Raw genomic sequence first — 16,704 nt, forward strand, 5'->3', positions numbered from 1 at the left:
AAGGAAGAGGGGAGAGGGAAAAAGCAAGAATAAAGAAAGATTTAGTTATCTAGCCTACAAGCCCTATTGTCGGCTAAATCTGATTCTACAAAATATTATTTTAATCACAGCTTAATTTGAGGTTAATTTTTATTGATTATGATTGACAAGTGTCAGCATTTAGTTTAAAAAATAATGAGTTTGCACCGACGCTTATTTTCAGCCGGGATTTTGGCAACGGTCATTTTTACTGCAAATATATCAGTATCTTTAGCAGAAAGTAAGGAAAGCTATCTTACCCTAGATTCGGACGGCAGTCAATCTTTTGCAAGTTTAGTGCAGCAGGCGGAAGATTTAGCGAAAGAGTCGATCGCCCGGGAGTTTCAAGAAAATCCGGCATTAACAGAAGTTACAGTCATCATTACAGCCGATCGCAGCCGACAAAGAGTTCCTGTTTTGCGATCGAGAGTATCCCGCCACGACTGGCAGAAAGATGCGAGAATCGAACAGTGGACTAGATATTTTGCCGATGCTCAATTGCTGCTGGGATTCAGAGACGGCAATACTTCGCCCGCAAATTCTGGGTCTTCGCAAGCGATCAATGTACCTGCAGCCAGTCGAGCGACATCCAGACAAAACGATCCGGGTTTTCGAGATGATTGAGATATTAATAATTGGACACGGGTAGAGGGTATTTGTCACAAACATCCAATAACTAATAACCAGTAACAAAGATATTTAACTTGTTATTAACCCAAATACAAGGTACTGTTAATTAACCTTCAGGTTAACTCCTCTTAATTGAACAGTGATAGAGTTTCATACGGAATCATCTGAGGATGTTGGTTTGAAAAGGAATTTATGTCTAAAATAACTCGCCGACAACTGTTAATTTTCTTCGGCAGCAGTGCAGCTACCACTGTGCTTGCCCCTCAACTAACTCAAACACTCTTCGGCATCAATTCCACCTCGGCGGAATCTGTTATGGGGCCGCTATCTTTCACTCCGTTAAGACTTCCCCACCCGCTGCCGATTTATCGAGAACTGCCCAGCTTTATGCCGACGGGCTTAAACGGACAGGGAACCGTGATCGCGGCCTCGCAGAATACTAAATTAACGAGTTACAGCGTTGTTGACGATGTGGTTGTGCCGCCGGAATACGAACGCTACGTGATTCTCCGCTGGGGCGATGGAGTTTTTCCCAATCCAACCGACTATTTCGGCTACAACTGCGACTACACCGCCTTCCTACCCCTTCGCGGCAGCAATGACGACGGCTATCTCTGGGTTAACCACGAGTACGTATCCTTCCCGATGTCGAAAGTGGCACCGGAAGCGCCTGCAGATGTGGCATCATTTCCAGCAACGGATCGCGCCGTACTCGGTAAAGACTTATCCGTAAAAAATCGCGATAGCTTCGGCGAATTTCTGTACAATCTCGGCGGTTCGATCGTCCGCATCACCAAACAAGCCAACGGACGCTTTGGGGCGATCGCCCGCGATCCACTCAACCGACGCATTCACGGACTTTCCGGCCTCGCAATCAACAGCCAGCGTGCCGACAAATACAAAGATGTCACCTCTTGGGGAAGCAGACAAGGGGATAACGAGTACCTCACGGGTACGGGCCCTGCAGCCACCCAAGTCTTCGCGGAAGTCAACAGCGACGGACTCGGCAACCGCATCATCGGTACAGCCTACAACTGTTCCGGCGGCACAACCCCTTGGGGCACAATCCTCTCCGCCGAAGAAAACTTCCAAGGTAGCGAACTATTCTTCGTGGGAGTTCAGGAAAACGTTAAACCCAACGGCGGCCAAACGGGCTACGCCAAGGGCACTACGGGCGAGGAATTCGGCTTAGTCGGCGAAAAATACGGCTGGATGGTAGAAGTCGATCCTCAAGATCCGAGTTTCCGCCCCCGCAAACACACGGCTTTAGGCCGCTTCCGCCACGAAAACGTCGCGATTCGCGCCGAAGCAGGCCGCAGATTAGTAGTGTACATGGGGGACGATCGGCGCGGCGGACACACATGGAAATTTGTCAGCAACGGTACTGTCACCAATCCTGCAGATAAAAACAACAGCCGCTTGTTTGAAGACGGCGTTTTGTACGTTGCCCAATACAACCGCAACGGTATTGGAAGATGGCTGCCACTGACATTTAATGCCCCGACGAATCCGGTGCGTCCTTCTAAAGTTGGCGAAGCGGAATTAGCAAGTTTTGGCAAAGCTCAAAGAGATGCAAATACTCGCTTGCCCAAACGCGCCGGGATTGCTGGTCAAACCGAAGACGGCGGTTCTTTTGTAGTAGATACAACCAATGAAGAAATAGCACTTCCTGGCTATAGCAATAAAACTCTTGCTAATTTTTACAGCAGCCAAGGGGCGGTTTTAGTTGATGCTTTCTTAGCTGCTAATTTGATTGGTGGCACTCCGACAGCGCGACCGGAAGATTTGGAAATCAATCCTACTACTAAGGAAGTTTTTATTGCTTATACTGACAGCGCACCGGGAAGCGACGGTTATCCGGATTCTCGCATTTTTACTGTTGCTAAATACACTGCCGAACTCAATAGCACTCAGCAGTCGGGAGGACTTTACAAAATAATTGAAGACAGTCCCGATGGGGCAGGTTTGACGTTCCGCTGGCAGCGTTTGGCTCAAGGTGGAGAAGCGGGTTCGGTAGCTGGGGCGGGATTTGCTAGTGCAGACAATTTGGCTTTTGACACTCAAGGTAACATTTGGGCCGTCACTGATATGTCTACTAGCACGCATAACGGTTTTGATGTCGGTGCGGCTGGAAAGCCAACGGCGATCGACCACAACAAGACTGGAAATGTGTCAGATTTTACTGGAGTTTTCGGCAACAATTGGCTGTTTTATATCCCGACTTCTGGACCGAATGCAGGAACAGTAATTCCGTTTGCTTACGGCCCGAATCGGTGCGAAATGACGGGGCCGACTTTTGTGGGAGATACGCTATTGCTTTCGGTGCAGCATCCGGGGGAAGATTGCCCGATCGATGATGGTACTGTACTGAGTCGGCAAATTGAAATGTTGGATTTGAACGGTGCTGTTTTTAATCAGACTCGTAGTGTTTCTCGCGGCAGTTTGTGGCCGAGTAATATCTCGAATGATTCGCGCAGATCGCCGATGCCGTCGGTGATTGGAATTCGTCAGATGCGATCGACTCCAACGGGCCAGTTTGTCTAGAGCGATGGGCTTCTTATTGTACGCAATATCAGTAGGGACACGGAAATCTTGTCCCTAGTTTTCATCCTATTTATATCACTTGCGATCTATTACTATAATAAAAACCTTTGGTAGTGCGGACTTGAGTCCTCTTTCCGGCTGCGGACTCAAGTTAGCAGTACGAACCTTACTTATTACTGTGGAGCGATAGGCAATAGGTAAAATAGAACATGATGATTTTTGGAAATTAGTGGAGGCGGCTCGATCGCCCGAATCACAAAGAAAGGGCTATAGACTATTTTGCAGTAGTAATTTTCTCTACTTATTATCTGTTTAAGAGTTGATTTTCTCCGACTATAAAAACAAGTTTTCCGTGTGATGTTGCACTTATTTCATTGGCTAGAACTTCTATTTCCGGGGCAGTTAAATCAGAAAAATTTATAGTTTTATAAGATTTATATTGCCACCTAAAATCCCTGGATTTCCGGATATACATAATTTTGGGACTAATATCTTCATGCACAAATGGAGCTACACGAAATTTACACCACGGGTATCGCTTAGTCACGGATATGTGTTTTCTATCTAGTTTTATTTTAGTCGTTTTGAAATAAGTTTGAATGTGGTGCGAAAATGTAATAAAAAGTGAGTACAGCAAAACAATTGAAAAGATGAGTAAAAACAGCGCACCCACTAACATAAATACTATATACCCGGTTTCAAGCATGATTTTTATGAACAGAAAAATTAATAAAACTAACCCCAACTCAACCAACATTCCTGTCCGTATCCAGTAGCCTCTCCAAAAACCCAACTTTTTTGGGGGAATCAAAATCTCTAGCTTCTCCCCATCTTTCTTCAGTTTAATCCTGCTCCCGATCAGTTTTCGTCTCGCCGCCGAGATATCTGTTTTCGGGCGGGGATTTTCCAGCGCTTCCAGCGCCTCTTTTGCAGATGCAAGGCGGCGGTTCAAACTCGGTTGTGTCATCCACTTCAGCCAATCGATTAAATCTTGGTTGAGATTAACTAATGACTCAAATTGAATTTGCAAATTACCCTGAGATAACTCGGCTGGAGACCTGCCCGTTACTAAATAAATTAATGTTGCACCCAAACTGTAAATATCGGAAGCTGGAACATTCCGCCCGCCAAATTGTTCGGGCGGCATATATCCGTAAGTACCGACAACAGTAATAATCGTACCGCCTTTTCTAGCTGCTAGTGTCTGTACGCAACCAAAATCAACTAAATAAACATCACCGACACTATTGCGCGCTCTATTTGCCAGTAAAATATTACTCGGCTTGATATCTCGGTGAATAACTGGTGGCTGTTGCCCGTGGAGGTAGTCCAAAATTTCTAGTAATGCTTTAGCTAGTTGCTTGACTTCTGCTTTGCTAAAAGTTCGCCCGCTTTTTAACCATTCTTGTAAGGATTTGGCTGGGATATAGCTTTGTACCAAGGCGCATCCTTTACCCGTTGGTGTATCCACCTCAAAGTAATCCAGATAGCGGGGAATTGCCGGATGAGAAAGCAGTTGTAAAGTTTGTGCTTCTCTTTCAAAGAGTTTCAAGTCATCCCAGCGAACATCTTCTCCAAAAATCAGTAACTTAATCGCTACTAACTCTTCTGTGTGCAAGTCGCGCGCCATAAACGTGCGCCTTCCCGCAGTTTGACTTAGCTGTTGCTCGATTACATAACGTTCTTTTAAAACTTCACTTGCCATTTTTTGCAAACCTCTTGAGGAGAGTTATTGTTAATTTCATTTGCCATCTCTACTTTATTCACTAATAGGCAAATTTAACCATTCGCTGAGTACCCCTGCTATCCAATCAATCTCGTCATCGCTGAGATGGCTGGTAATAAGTTGATATTCCCGCGTTCCGGCCCAAATTTGAATATTGCGCCCCAGGGTGGAGTATGTATATTTATCTCTTATGAATCGTAATGTAGAGATAGCTTGCCTCGGACTTGGTGGCAGAATATTGTAACGCAAAAATCCCCAGAAGTTGGAAGTAAAATAAATTTGTTCCTCATCGATTAGTAGTCGAGTGGCGATACGTCTAAGAAATACTAAATTTATGGGTTGAAAAAGTAAAAATAAACAAAAACTGCCCAAGTAAGTAACTCCGAATGCTGTGAATACTCCACCTATAAAAGAACCTTTAGTAAAGGCCATAACAATCCAGGATATACTTACTAAAAGCACGTGGTACGATGCAATTAACGGAATTACTAAATAGACACTAACTAAAAAGAGAGGAGAAAAAGTAGAAATCACAATTTCCAAACTCTTTCTGTCTTTATTCAGTTTTACATTATTACTCGCCCTAGGGTTTCGCAGGAGCGATCTCCCCCTCTGTGTCGGTTTTTCCAGTGCTTGTAACGCCCGATGAGCCGTGGTTAAGCGGCTGTTTAAATCCGGTTCAGTCATCCATTGCAGCCAGTCTACAAAATCCCAACTGACAGCGATTGTTGGCTCAAAATTAATGCGCCAATCCTCTTGTGGCAAATCGGCTGGATGGACTCCCATTACTAAGTAAATTAACGTTGCACCCAAACCATACAAATCGGAAGCCGGAACCGCACGCCCGCCAAATTGTTCTGGCGGCATATATCCGTAAGTTCCCACTACAGTAACGGTGCTACCTTCTCTCGCTGCTAAGGTTTGAACTGAACCAAAATCTACTAAGTAAACTTCACCCAAACCACCACCTTTATTAAGGGCGGAGTGTTTTTGTTTGAGGGGCGAGCGATCGGCTAGCAGAATATTACTCGGTTTAATATCTCGATGAATTACTGGCGGGTTTTGGTGTTGCAAATATATCAAAATTTCCAGCAACTTATTAGCGATTAGCTTTATTTCTTGTTCGTTAAATTTCCGTCCCGATTCAACCCATTCTGCCAAAGATTTCGCTTCAATATAGCTTTGTACCAGTGCCAGCCCTTTAGTCTTTGGTGTCTGGAATTCAAAATGGTCTAAGTAACGAGGAATTGCCGGATGGGAAAGTGACTGTAAGGTTGTGGCTTCTCGTTCAAATAGTTTTAAATCGTCCCACTGGAAATCTGCACTAAAAGTAAGGATTTTGATGACGACTAACTCCTGAGTTTGTAAGTCGCGCGCCAGCAAAGTTTGTCGTCCCCCATTTTTGCCCAGGCATTGCTGAATGGCATAACGTTCTTTTAACACTCGCTCTACCATACTTTTTACTATAAATATTGATAGCTTTTACTATATTTCAGTATTAACGAAAGTTGCTATAAAAAAGCTGATTTGTTACAAACATTAATTATGACTATTATGATATGATTATTATGAACTCAAGCAATGGCACAAGCGTTGCTAAAGTAGGCGAAGCTGTTGAGAAAATGCTGACATAAGAGTCTTACAAAAAAAGGCGGATCGCAAATCTTTGATGCAACTGCGCCAAAAAATCGGACTCGTCTTTCAAAATCCCGAACATCAATTAGTAGCTTCGACGGTAGAAGAAGATATTTCCTACGGGTTGTACAATTTAGGCTTGAGAGAATCCGCAATTGCTCAACAGGTACAGCAGGCGATCGAGCAATTCGATCTAAGCGAACTCGCCCGCGAATCAATGCACAATCTCAGTTTGGGCCAGAAAAAGCGGGTTTCCATCGCCGATATCATGGTTCTGGAGCCGAAACTGCTGCTGCTAGATGAACCTACCGCCTATCTCGACCCGCGTTACACCCGACAACTGATCGGTTTACTCCAACAAATTCACAGCGCTGGAACCACCATCCTTTTAGCAAGTCACGACCTCGATTTCATCTACCGCTGGGCTGATTGGGTGTTTGTAATGGATCGAGGACAACTAATTTTAGAAGGAACACGGGAAACCGTTTTTGCTCAGCGGGAGGTTTTGGAGCAATTGCAGCTTGGCGTACCGCTGGCGATCGAGCTTATGGAGCAAATAAGGGCGATGTTTTCAACAGACGATCGCTCAAAAATGCCCGCTTTCGAGGAATTGCAACAACAAATTTTACCAAGCCGCAGGCTTTAGTTATTTGTTATTTGTTATTGGTTGAATTAAATTCTTGTGGAACAGACATCTTGCCTGTTCATAAAAATGGTGCAAGATGTAAGTTCCTGTGATTTACTAACTTCGATCGTACCAACTTTGCAGCGCCAAGCGGTGAACTTCCCGCCAGCTAATATTTTTAAGTCTGGCAATTTCCGCGCAATCTTCGTATTCCGGCTGTACATTAACAATCGTTTTTCCAGACTTCGCAACTTTTATCTTGACTTCGCCGTATTCTGTTTTAACTGTCTGGATTTCTCGGTGTAAAATAGTTCTCTGTTGAGTCGATCGCCTAATTCCCAGAGTAGTAGTCTCGCGAAAGATCACAGCTTCGCAAGCATCATCAAATTCTGGATGACAAATCGCAGTTAACAAAACCCCCAGCCGCGACTTTTTCATCACAATTGGGGCAGTGAAAACATCCAGAGCTCCGGCGGCAAACAAAGCATCAAAAACATAGCCGATCGCCTGCGGACTCAAATCATCAATTTGCGTTTCCAATACCGTAATAGTTTCTATGGAATTGGGAATTGGGCATTGGGCATTGGGCATCGGGAATGGGGAATTAGTAGCCGTCTTTCTCCCACTCTCCCACTCTCCCACTCTCCCCCTCTCTCCTTCTGACTTCTCCCCAATCCAGAGGCGCAAAATATTAGGAATTGCCAGCATTCGAGAACCTGCACCCAAACCGATCGCCTGAATTTGCATCGACGGTGGCGGCCCGAAACCAGAGGCGAGAGTACAGGCGATCGCAGTTCCCGTAGGAGTACACAATTCGCGATCGATCCCATTGCTATAAACCGGCACTCGGTGCGTTTCCCACAACCGCATCACCGCCGGCGTCGGCACCGCTAACTTACCGTGGGCCGCCTTCACCGTACCGCCACCAGTGGGCATCGCCGAAAAGTAAAACTCTTGAATATCCAACCAATCCAAACCCAAACAAGTACCGACAATATCAATAATTGCATCAGTCGCCCCCACCTCGTGAAAGTGAACCTCGCTTGGGGGGATACCGTGTACGGCACCTTCTGCCTCTGCTAATTTGCGAAATACGGCTAAACTCCAAGCTTCCACGCGCGGAGGCAATTTTGCAGAGACGATGATTTGCTCAATTTCGGGCAAATTGCGGTGATGACTGTGGCTAATTTCTGCATCTGCTTCCCCCTGACTGTGAGAATGTTCTTCCCCGTGATGATGGTGGTGGCGGGCGTCAAAAGTCGGGGATTCGGTTTCCGAGGGATCGAGTTGGGTAGCGGAATTTTTGGGTTTTAAGCACAAATCCTGAGCTAAATCTACATAAAATTTAGTTGCTTGTTGAGTATTCCGGTGGACTAATTCCGTCCGCAACTGGTACTCTGTCGAAATGCCGAGCAAATTGAGTTTTTCGATTAGGTATTCTAAAGGAACGCCGGCGTGGATGAGAGCTCCAATGCACATATCGCCAGCAATGCCGGTTGGACAGTCAAAATAAGCTATTTTATTCATTGTTAACAATTAATTTTTAGCATTGATTGTTTCACTCGATATTTCGATCGCCCACTTAGCCTGCAATATATTAACATGGCAACTTTTTACGAAGTGCATCCAGTTGCACCCCAGAGAGACCGGATCGATAAAATTCAAAAAGCTCTGAAAAATGGGGCAGTGATGCTTTATCCGACAGATACAGTTTACGCGATCGGCTGCGATCTCAACTCCAAGTCTGCGGTAGAACGAGTCAGGCAGATCAAGCAACTCTCCAATGATAAGCCTTTAACGTTCCTGTGTTCTTCTCTGTCAAATATTACCGACTATGCTGCTGTCAGCGATGAAGCATACAGAATTATCAAGCGGTTAATACCGGGGCCTTATACATTTCTGCTGCCAGCTACCAAGTTAGTGCCGCGGTTGGTAATGAACCCAAAACGGAAAACCACTGGAATTCGCGTTCCCGACCAGCGGCTTTGTTTTACACTGTTGGAAGCCTTGGGAAATCCAATTATTTCAACATCTGCTCACATTACCGCGGATGATGAAGGTGCAGCACCAGTCCCTGCATCTAAAGCAGAAAGCTTTGGCAAAGCTGAACTTTTTGACTGTTTTTCAAAGTTAGTGGATGTCATTGTAGATGACGGTTCCGATCCGGGATATCAAGTTTCTACCATTCTCGATTTGACACAAAGCGAACCGATTGTTGTTCGCCGTGGTTTGGGTTCGGAAGCTGTCGCCGTTTGGGAAAAAGATTAAATTTTTAAGGGGCAGGTTAAGCGCCCAATTCGCCCACAACCAGCCCCATTTTTTATTTCAAAACTGCTTTAAGCCTCTACCTTAACTCCTTTCCAAAAAGCAATATATCCCGCAATATTTTTAGCAGCATCTTTGGGAGTAGGATAGTACCACGCAGCATCTTTATTAACTTGTCCGCCAACTTCGACATTGTAGTAACTAGCAACACCTTTCCAACCGCAAGTAGTGTGAGTGCTGCTGTCTTTGAAATACTCACGGTTGATGGCATCGGCGGGGAAATAATAGTTGTTGTCTACAATTTCGCACTTGTCGCTCTCGGCCAAAACGGCACCATTCCAAATTGCTTTCGGCATCAGTTTTTCTGCTTAACTTGAGATTCTCAATTATTGTAACTGTATTTGTGCTCAAAAGGCATAGAATAGTTGAGAAGCCAACAACCAACTACTGCAAATGCCAGCGTCGAATCCGCCAATATCTTCTGTGCCGCTGTCCCTGGAACAAGCACTCAAACATTTTTTTGGCTATGACTCTTTCCGTCCGGGACAGCAGGAAATTGTCGAAGCTGCTTTACAAAAACGGGATATGATGATTGTCATGCCGACGGGCGGTGGCAAGTCTTTGTGTTTTCAATTACCGGCACTGTTGAAACCGGGATTGACTGTGGTTGTTTCGCCGTTAATTGCTCTGATGCAAGACCAGGTGGAAGCTTTGCAGGATAATGGAATTGGGGCGACTTTTCTAAACAGCACTTTGAGCAGTCAGGAAACCCGATCGCGCGAAACAGCGATTCTCGAAGGTAAGATTAAATTGCTTTATGTTGCACCCGAACGCTTGCTCGGTGAGAGATTTTTACCATTTTTAGATATAGTAGCAAATAAGTTAGGAATTTCGGCATTTGCGATCGACGAAGCCCACTGCGTTTCGGAATGGGGGCACGACTTTCGACCAGAATACAGGCAAATGCAGCGAGTGCGCGATCGATATCCCGACATTCCCATTATGGCACTAACAGCCACCGCCACCGAGCGCGTCCGCCAAGACATCATCCAGCAGCTAACTCTGCGAAATCCATACATCCACGTCGCCAGCTTCAACCGCCCCAATTTATACTACGAAGTTCGCCCCAAAACCAAACACAGTTTTGCCGAAGTTTTGCAAATTATCCAAAAAAAAGGCGGTTCGGGAATTATCTATTGCCTCAGCCGCAAAAAAGTTGACGAAGTTGCCTATAAATTGCAACAAAGCGGCATCGCAGCTTTACCATACCATGCCGGGATGAACGATATCGATCGCGCCACCAATCAAACCCGCTTCATTCGCGACGACGTGCAAGTAATGGTAGCCACAGTAGCCTTCGGTATGGGCATTAACAAACCCGACGTGCGGTTTGTAATTCACTACGACTTGCCCAAGAATCTCGAAGGATACTATCAAGAATCCGGCCGCGCAGGCCGAGACAACGAACCCGCCCATTGCAGCTTATTTTTCGGCTATGGCGATGTCAAAACCATCGACTACATCATCGAGCAAAAACCTGACCCCCAAGAACAAAGAATTGCCCGCCAACAGTTGCGGCGAGTAATCAACTATGCAGAATCTACCGATTGCCGTCGCACAATCCAGTTAAGTTATTTTGGCGATTCATTCCCAGGCAACTGCGGCCAGTGCGATAACTGTTGCAACCAAAAACCCGTAGAAGATTGGACAATTGAGGCAATGAAATTTCTTTCTTGCGTCGCCCGGTGCCAAGAAAAATTCGGCATGAATCACATCATCGACGTGCTGCGGGGTTCAAAAAATCAAAAAATATTGCAATACCAGCACCACCAACTTTCTACTTACGGAATTGGCAAAGATAGAAGTGCTGAGGAATGGAAAAAATTGAGTCGTTCGCTGTTAAATCAAGGTTTTTTAGACGAAAAAACAGACGGATTTCCCATTTTGAAACTGAATGAAAAAAGTTGGGAAATTATGAAACGTCAGCGCACAGTTGAAATCGCCATTGAACCCCAGCGGGAAGTACAGGGGAAAGTTCGTTCTTTGGCAGTAGAAGTAGAAGGTTTATTTACCGTACTGCGGACGCTACGCAAGCAAATTGCCGACGAACAATTTGTGCCACCTTACGTAGTTTTTGCCGATAAAAGCTTGCGAGACATGGCAGAAAAACGCCCGCAAAATCTCAGAGAATTCGAGGAAGTTTACGGCGTTGGTAGCAACAAGCGAGATAAGTACGGCAAAGTTTTCTTAGAGGCAATTCGCACTTTTTGCCAAGAACAAGGATTGCCAAGTGGTGCTGCATCTTCTGAGGTCGCTAATCTTCCCAATGTTTCCAACGTTGCGTCTTATTCGCAGATGCAAACCTGGGAATTATACCGACAAGGTTTGACAGTTCAAGGAATAGCTAATGCGCGGGGCATGAGCCCTAATACTATTTCTGGGCATCTGATAGAATTGATGGAAATGGGCAGGGAAGTTGATATAAATTTGTTGGTGGAACCGGAACGCCAGCAGGCGATAGTGTACGCAATTGAAGTTATGGGGGATGAGAAACTGAGAGCAATTTATGATTTTTTGGAAGAACGTTATACGTTTGAGGAGATAAAGTTTGTCCGGGCTTGGTGGCGGCAAAATTATGTAGGTTTTTAACCGCAGATATATGCAAATGAACGATGAGGGACGCAGATAATTGATGGGACTAAGGAAAAATGAGAATAAAAAAGTAGCTTGTGGGGATAATATATTAGAGGGCGTTTTGAAGCGATATATTTGTTCCATTTGGCTTGGCTAGCTGGCATATATGGCTTTGGCCAAACTCCAATTTCAAAAGTAATTTTAAGAGCGCTATAAGTCAGTAAGGTTGGGTTAGCTAATCGTCTCATTATTTGCTATGCTTCGCGCAGTCGCGAGGGTACTAAAAAACCCGGAAACCATCACCGAGACTTTCTTCAGGTCTCAATTTTAGTGAGTGGCGAGGGCTATAAATTACCTTTTTCACTTAACCTTATTGAGCTATAAGTACCTTGTAAAGCCACTTTTTACCTAAGTAGTAGAGTGCGTGAGAGGGAGCAATATTTAAATCCACACGGATGAGACTATTTACACCCACGCCCCGCCCCAAGGAATGAATAACATTGATGCAGTTGGATACGATATTAGGTCTCTCTGTTCACCCAGAAGCCCCCTAAATTATAGCATTGTATGTGGTTGTGGCAAAATTATATATAGCAATCCTAAATTATTTGTGAATTTCTTACTCCCTCCCCTTGATAAGGGGAGGGTTGGGGTGGGGTCAAAAATTTACGAGTCATTTAGAATTGGGCGTTGCTGATTCATCGTATGAATCAACTTTTCGCTTGATGTTACAAAACCCACCCTACTTGGCTTATAGCCATTCCGAAAACTTGAATTCATACCTGTATTCAGCAACGCCTCATTTAGAATTGTTATATATCGGTTTTTGATGGTGAGAAATTAAGTTTCTACACTTTAGAAGTGTACAATAAATGATTGACTTCGTTAGCCAGCCATTCGTTAAACAGATTTTGCAATATTTCTTGATACCGTTCAGGGGTTAATTCTGTAGGCAGAAACTTTTCAACAAGGAACAAGTGATATCCTAGCTCTGTTTCAATTGGACGAATCACTTCTCCGGGTTTAGCACTAAATACGGCGACGGCTATGTCTGGTTTTAAACCCCACCGATAAACCTTGCCTGCGCAACCGCATAAATGCCGACGATTTTCGTCAATATCGTAAAGGTGAGCGGCATCAAAAAAGCTGATTTCTCCTTCTTGAATTTGATAAAATAGTTCCTGAGCAAGCTGGGGGTTGGCAACAACTATTTGATAAAGAATTATTTGATCGAATTGCAATTTGTTTTGAACAAAAATCTTTTCTACTTCTTTGCTGAACAAGTGTTCTGCTAGTTTTTGGGCAAGGAGCCGATCGCGAATTCCGGCTTCTAAATCTTCTACAGAAATCATCTGATCGACCAGCCAAGCAATCGTATCGGCCGCTTTCTCCAAACGCTTCTCGCGGCGGAGTTGGTCGCCCACAGCTTGAATTTCGTCGGGAGTCACAGTTAACCCCCGTTCCCGGGCTGCTTTCTCAATAACTTTTTTCTGCAAAACCTTTTGACTAAATGTTTTTAATTGCATCTCTTGCCTGAGTAGTGCGATGATTTCACTTGCTTCAATCAATGGTCCGTAAAAGTCCTTCATGTTTCTCTCTCAACCTATATAACTTTATTAACTTCATCCCCCGACGATTCCTGCGGGGTAGTTTGTGTTAACGGTTAACGCTTGGCTACACAATGTCATTTGGCAAACTGATAAAATTAGAATTGCTCAAAGTTGTTGCACCCGCTGCGTTAACTGTTCCCAAAACAACAGCTAAAATTCGATCGCCATTATTTGAACTAAACTTGAGCAGAGTCGCGTCTGTCGTACCGTCACCATCTGTATCAAACGCGACGAGTGTCAAGTCTGTTACCGAAAGTCCCTCTGTCAGCCCAATTCGATCGCCTTCAGCGGCATTGAAATCAACCACTCGATCTGCTAACAATGGATTAGCTGCTGCACTTGCTGTTTCGGGTCTAAAGGCAAAGGTATCAGCGCCGCTACCTCCAATCAATGTATCGGTGCCGAAGTCGCCGCAAAGAAAATCGTCGCCGTTGCCGCCAATCAGCAAATCTTGACCTTTTCCTCCCCGCAAAGTGTCGTTTCCATCGCCTCCATCGATCGCATCATCACCTCTGTTACCTGTGACAATATCGTCGCCGATTCCTGCAAAAATTTGATCGATCCCGCTACCGCAAATAATCACATCGCTGTCGCTGGTGCCGAGCCAATATCCGTCGCCGTTGCTGTCGTAGGTGATAGTTAATGCTGCAGGATAGTTTTCTGGGGCAACCATTTCTGGAGGCGGGGTTGTCTCAGGATTGATGTTGTTGGTATTGTCCTCGGGAAGTGCGATCGAATTATTGCTGTTACTGTTATTTATTGGCTCAGAAATTATCGTACTCTCGCCGCCACTGCCCGTACTGTCTAGAGAGAAATTGGAAGGACTTGAATTGCTAGAAGTGCCGCCAGTCACTGGGGTGAACGTTGAACCGTCATTATTTGACGGTGTGGGTGTTGGCGTAGGTGTGGGTGTGGGCGTAGGTGTGGGTGTGGGCGTAGGTGTGGGTGTGGGCGCTGTGAGATTAATTACTGGTGCAGAGTCTGTAGCAGCCGGAGCTGGCTCAGGTGCAGGCGCTGGTGCAGGTGCTGGTGTTGGGGCAGGTGCAGGCGCTGGTGCAGGTACTGGCGCTAGTGCAGGCGCTGGCTCAGGTGCAGGTGCAGGCGCTGGTGTTGGTGCAGGCGCTGGTGTTGGTGCAGGCGCTGGCTCAGGTGCAGGTGCAGGCGCTGGTGCAGGCGCTGGTGCAGGCGCTGGTGCAGGCGCTGGTGTTGGCGCTGGTGTGGCTGCTGGAGCCGAAGCTGTGGCGCTAGTAGTTGGCGGAGTATCTAAACCACTGCTAGCTGAGGCGCTCGCACTGCTAGAATTGCCGCCGGGAGCCGATGCTGTCTGAGTGCTGCTGCTGCTCCCTGTCGGAGAAGTCGCTGTCGCGGTGCTGCTACTGCTGGCACCGCTGCTGTCTCCTAACGGCGCTGGTGTTGGCGCTGGCGCTGGTGTTGGCGCTGGTGTTAGTGTTGGCGCTGGTGTTGGCGCTGGTGCTGGCGCTGGCGTTGCTGCTGGAGCCGAAGCTGTGGCGCTAGTAGTTGGCGGAGCAACGGCAGAAGTTTGCGCTTGTGCACTGGCGCTGCTAGAGGTAGCCCCCGCAGCGTAAGCAGTCTCACTACTGGTACTGGTTTCCGTTGGGGAAGTGGCTGTCGCACTGCTGGTGCTGCCTGCACCGCTGTCATCTACAAAGGCACTAGATGTGCTGGAACTACTGCTGCTGCCCGCACCAGGGTTATTCGCCAACGAATTCAAGGTGTTTAAACTATTGCTGTTTCCAACAATATTATTTAAGGGCTCAGGAGCTAATGAATCTAATGGAGGCATCGCGATTTATCTCCTTTTACCTGTATGTAAAGACGAAAAGCACTTGCACGAACACCGACATTGCCAATTTTAATGAATGCCAATGTAGGATTTTAAAGAGAGTGAAACAATTGCTTTTGACTTCAGATTAAAGACTGAAATGTTTTTAATAAATGAACCTAGGTGAGCCCGAAAATAGGACGCGACTAAACTGTTACCAATACCAATCTTGGCGATCGCTACTGATTGCCAATGGCATTTAATTTAGCCATCACCATCACTGTCAAAAGGCTTGTATAAATTTAAACTACACCTTCCTTGCACTCGCCCCTCCTCAAAAAATATTAGGGCGGGCTGCTAAAGATGAGCAAAAACCGTGTTTTACTTCGATTTACCTAAATATATCTGGACTAATTAGAGGTATGTTGCCAATTTGGCAGATTTGTTTGACATTATAAGACTTACGTAAGTTTTGAATTTTTATACTCTTTGTATCCGGGCGCGCTTGCTGGTGTTGAGCGCCGATCGACACACCGCTGCTCGCGTTCCTGAATTGTGATTAACAGAGCAGGGTTGGGCAGCATTTTGATGACTGTGGTTGAGCCGATGGGAGGGGACTTGGAACGGCGGTTGGAGGGGCTTGCATCAGCCTCGAAGGCGACGGATTTGACCCATTTGAATACGATCGCGATCGAATAGATGCGGAGTCATCGCAGGTGCAGGGCGATCGCGATCGCCCTGCACCTGCGATGATGCGGAAGTAATTAGAATAGGCATTCAGCGAGTTGGGGCGAGCGGCTCTTTCGTCGGCTAGAAACCGCTCGTACCCGCGATCCAGCGGTCAATCATTAAAAGCTAAAAAGGACTGAAGCCCTTACTACAAGCTATCACAGTTAGTGTGGCAAGTCCATCGCTTTTACAGTAACAGTCTCAAAAGCATAGTTGCCTCCTGTTCCTGATTTAATTTTTACTTTGACTTTATCAAAGCCTGCGTAGTAAACATCAACACCAGCTAGAGGATCAGTGCCAATCGCTATAGCTGTTCCCGTACCCGTTGCTTTCGTAACTTTGCGTTGGTTTCTCAAAATAATGTTTGTAGTAGTCAAAGTGTTTCCACTGTCCACTGATGAAAAGGCATCCAACGCCAATAAAGCACCACCTATAATTAAGTCTTTTTCTGCAAGATTATCGAGGTATGACAAATCAGATATCAACATAATGCTCTTCCTTTTTA

Annotated in this window: 16 protein-coding genes; 8 read left to right on the forward strand and 8 right to left on the reverse strand. The window is 45.7% G+C overall.

Annotation, left to right across the window (positions count from 1 at the left end):
- The first annotated feature begins 174 nt into the window (after nt 1-174).
- Both QUA53_RS03850 and QUA53_RS03855 read left to right on the forward strand, forming a co-directional pair.
- On the forward strand, nt 175-642 hold the full coding sequence (locus tag QUA53_RS03850; RefSeq protein WP_333095341.1) for a hypothetical protein: 468 nt from the start codon (nt 175-177) through the stop codon (nt 640-642).
- 198 nt (nt 643-840) lie between these two features.
- Nucleotides 841-3,192: a PhoX family phosphatase gene (locus QUA53_RS03855; protein ID WP_333095340.1), complete on the forward strand. Its 2,352-nt coding sequence runs from the start codon at nt 841-843 to the stop codon at nt 3,190-3,192.
- A 304-nt stretch (nt 3,193-3,496) separates the two neighbouring features.
- Here the strand turns inward: QUA53_RS03855 and QUA53_RS03860 are convergent, their stop codons facing one another.
- Both QUA53_RS03860 and QUA53_RS03865 read right to left on the reverse strand, forming a co-directional pair.
- Nucleotides 3,497-4,897, reverse strand: a complete 1,401-nt coding sequence (locus QUA53_RS03860) for a serine/threonine-protein kinase (protein ID WP_333095339.1) — start codon at nt 4,895-4,897, stop codon at nt 3,497-3,499.
- A gap of 54 nt (nt 4,898-4,951) precedes the next feature.
- Nucleotides 4,952-6,373, reverse strand: a complete 1,422-nt coding sequence (locus QUA53_RS03865) for a serine/threonine-protein kinase (RefSeq protein ID WP_333095337.1) — start codon at nt 6,371-6,373, stop codon at nt 4,952-4,954.
- Between the two features lie 175 nt (nt 6,374-6,548).
- Here QUA53_RS03865 and QUA53_RS03870 point away from each other — a divergent pair, with 175 nt between their 5' ends.
- Nucleotides 6,549-7,199, forward strand: coding sequence for an ATP-binding cassette domain-containing protein (locus tag QUA53_RS03870; RefSeq protein WP_333095423.1), 651 nt, complete (start codon nt 6,549-6,551; stop codon nt 7,197-7,199).
- A 96-nt stretch (nt 7,200-7,295) separates the two neighbouring features.
- Here QUA53_RS03870 and larC read toward each other — a convergent pair whose 3' ends face one another.
- The gene (gene larC, locus QUA53_RS03875) at nt 7,296-8,705 is read right to left on the reverse strand and encodes a nickel pincer cofactor biosynthesis protein LarC (protein ID WP_333095335.1); all 1,410 of its coding nucleotides are present in this window, start codon (nt 8,703-8,705) and stop codon (nt 7,296-7,298) included.
- 75 nt (nt 8,706-8,780) lie between these two features.
- Between larC and QUA53_RS03880 the strand changes: the two genes are divergently transcribed.
- A complete protein-coding gene (locus QUA53_RS03880) occupies nt 8,781-9,446 on the forward strand; it encodes an L-threonylcarbamoyladenylate synthase (RefSeq protein WP_333095334.1) in 666 nt (221 codons plus the stop codon).
- Nucleotides 9,447-9,514: 68 nt separating this feature from the next.
- Here the strand turns inward: QUA53_RS03880 and QUA53_RS03885 are convergent, their stop codons facing one another.
- The gene (locus tag QUA53_RS03885; protein ID WP_333037862.1) at nt 9,515-9,799 is read right to left on the reverse strand and encodes a DUF427 domain-containing protein; all 285 of its coding nucleotides are present in this window, start codon (nt 9,797-9,799) and stop codon (nt 9,515-9,517) included.
- A 97-nt stretch (nt 9,800-9,896) separates the two neighbouring features.
- Between QUA53_RS03885 and recQ the strand changes: the two genes are divergently transcribed.
- Nucleotides 9,897-12,092, forward strand: coding sequence for a DNA helicase RecQ (gene recQ, locus QUA53_RS03890; RefSeq protein ID WP_333095333.1), 2,196 nt, complete (start codon nt 9,897-9,899; stop codon nt 12,090-12,092).
- An 833-nt stretch (nt 12,093-12,925) separates the two neighbouring features.
- Here recQ and QUA53_RS03895 read toward each other — a convergent pair.
- Nucleotides 12,926-13,666, reverse strand: a complete 741-nt coding sequence (locus QUA53_RS03895) for a peptidylprolyl isomerase (protein ID WP_333095332.1) — start codon at nt 13,664-13,666, stop codon at nt 12,926-12,928.
- A gap of 85 nt (nt 13,667-13,751) precedes the next feature.
- A complete protein-coding gene (locus QUA53_RS03900) occupies nt 13,752-14,360 on the reverse strand; it encodes a hypothetical protein (protein WP_333095330.1) in 609 nt (202 codons plus the stop codon).
- Nucleotides 14,361-14,388: 28 nt separating this feature from the next.
- Between QUA53_RS03900 and QUA53_RS03905 the strand changes: the two genes are divergently transcribed.
- The 3 genes from QUA53_RS03905 to QUA53_RS03915 are packed head-to-tail and all read left to right on the forward strand — an operon-like array spanning nt 14,389 to nt 15,564.
- Nucleotides 14,389-15,015: a hypothetical protein gene (locus QUA53_RS03905; protein ID WP_333248686.1), complete on the forward strand. Its 627-nt coding sequence runs from the start codon at nt 14,389-14,391 to the stop codon at nt 15,013-15,015.
- Nucleotides 15,016-15,273 carry a hypothetical protein gene (locus QUA53_RS03910; protein ID WP_333095328.1) on the forward strand — a complete coding sequence of 86 codons (258 nt, stop codon included), beginning with the start codon at nt 15,016-15,018 and terminating at the stop codon, nt 15,271-15,273.
- A gap of 36 nt (nt 15,274-15,309) precedes the next feature.
- Nucleotides 15,310-15,564: a hypothetical protein gene (locus QUA53_RS03915; RefSeq protein ID WP_333095327.1), complete on the forward strand. Its 255-nt coding sequence runs from the start codon at nt 15,310-15,312 to the stop codon at nt 15,562-15,564.
- A 551-nt stretch (nt 15,565-16,115) separates the two neighbouring features.
- Here the strand turns inward: QUA53_RS03915 and QUA53_RS03920 are convergent.
- On the reverse strand, nt 16,116-16,247 hold the full coding sequence (locus QUA53_RS03920) for a hypothetical protein (RefSeq protein WP_333095326.1): 132 nt from the start codon (nt 16,245-16,247) through the stop codon (nt 16,116-16,118).
- Between the two features lie 116 nt (nt 16,248-16,363).
- Complete coding sequence (locus QUA53_RS03925) at nt 16,364-16,687, reverse strand: hypothetical protein (RefSeq protein WP_333095325.1); 324 nt, start codon at nt 16,685-16,687, stop codon at nt 16,364-16,366.
- Between the last annotated feature and the right edge of the window lie 17 nt (nt 16,688-16,704).

This window comes from Microcoleus sp. Pol12B3 (assembly GCF_036701355.1).
Taxonomy (GTDB): domain Bacteria; phylum Cyanobacteriota; class Cyanobacteriia; order Cyanobacteriales; family Microcoleaceae; genus Microcoleus.

Excerpts from the sequence above, each read along its gene's own strand:
- QUA53_RS03850 (WP_333095341.1), top strand. The coding sequence starts at position 175 with ATGAGTTTGCACCGACGCTTATTTTCAGCCGGGATTTTGGCAACGGTC.
- QUA53_RS03855 (WP_333095340.1), top strand. The coding sequence starts at position 841 with ATGTCTAAAATAACTCGCCGACAACTGTTAATTTTCTTCGGCAGCAGT.
- QUA53_RS03860 (WP_333095339.1), bottom strand. The coding sequence starts at position 4,897 with ATGGCAAGTGAAGTTTTAAAAGAACGTTATGTAATCGAGCAACAGCTA.
- QUA53_RS03865 (WP_333095337.1), bottom strand. The coding sequence starts at position 6,373 with ATGGTAGAGCGAGTGTTAAAAGAACGTTATGCCATTCAGCAATGCCTG.
- larC (WP_333095335.1), bottom strand. The coding sequence starts at position 8,705 with ATGAATAAAATAGCTTATTTTGACTGTCCAACCGGCATTGCTGGCGAT.
- QUA53_RS03880 (WP_333095334.1), top strand. The coding sequence starts at position 8,781 with ATGGCAACTTTTTACGAAGTGCATCCAGTTGCACCCCAGAGAGACCGG.
- QUA53_RS03885 (WP_333037862.1), bottom strand. The coding sequence starts at position 9,799 with ATGCCGAAAGCAATTTGGAATGGTGCCGTTTTGGCCGAGAGCGACAAG.
- recQ (WP_333095333.1), top strand. The coding sequence starts at position 9,897 with ATGCCAGCGTCGAATCCGCCAATATCTTCTGTGCCGCTGTCCCTGGAA.
- QUA53_RS03895 (WP_333095332.1), bottom strand. The coding sequence starts at position 13,666 with ATGAAGGACTTTTACGGACCATTGATTGAAGCAAGTGAAATCATCGCA.
- QUA53_RS03900 (WP_333095330.1), bottom strand. The coding sequence starts at position 14,360 with ATGGTTGCCCCAGAAAACTATCCTGCAGCATTAACTATCACCTACGAC.
- QUA53_RS03905 (WP_333248686.1), top strand. The coding sequence starts at position 14,389 with ATGTTGTTGGTATTGTCCTCGGGAAGTGCGATCGAATTATTGCTGTTA.
- QUA53_RS03920 (WP_333095326.1), bottom strand. The coding sequence starts at position 16,247 with ATGCCTATTCTAATTACTTCCGCATCATCGCAGGTGCAGGGCGATCGC.
- QUA53_RS03925 (WP_333095325.1), bottom strand. The coding sequence starts at position 16,687 with ATGTTGATATCTGATTTGTCATACCTCGATAATCTTGCAGAAAAAGAC.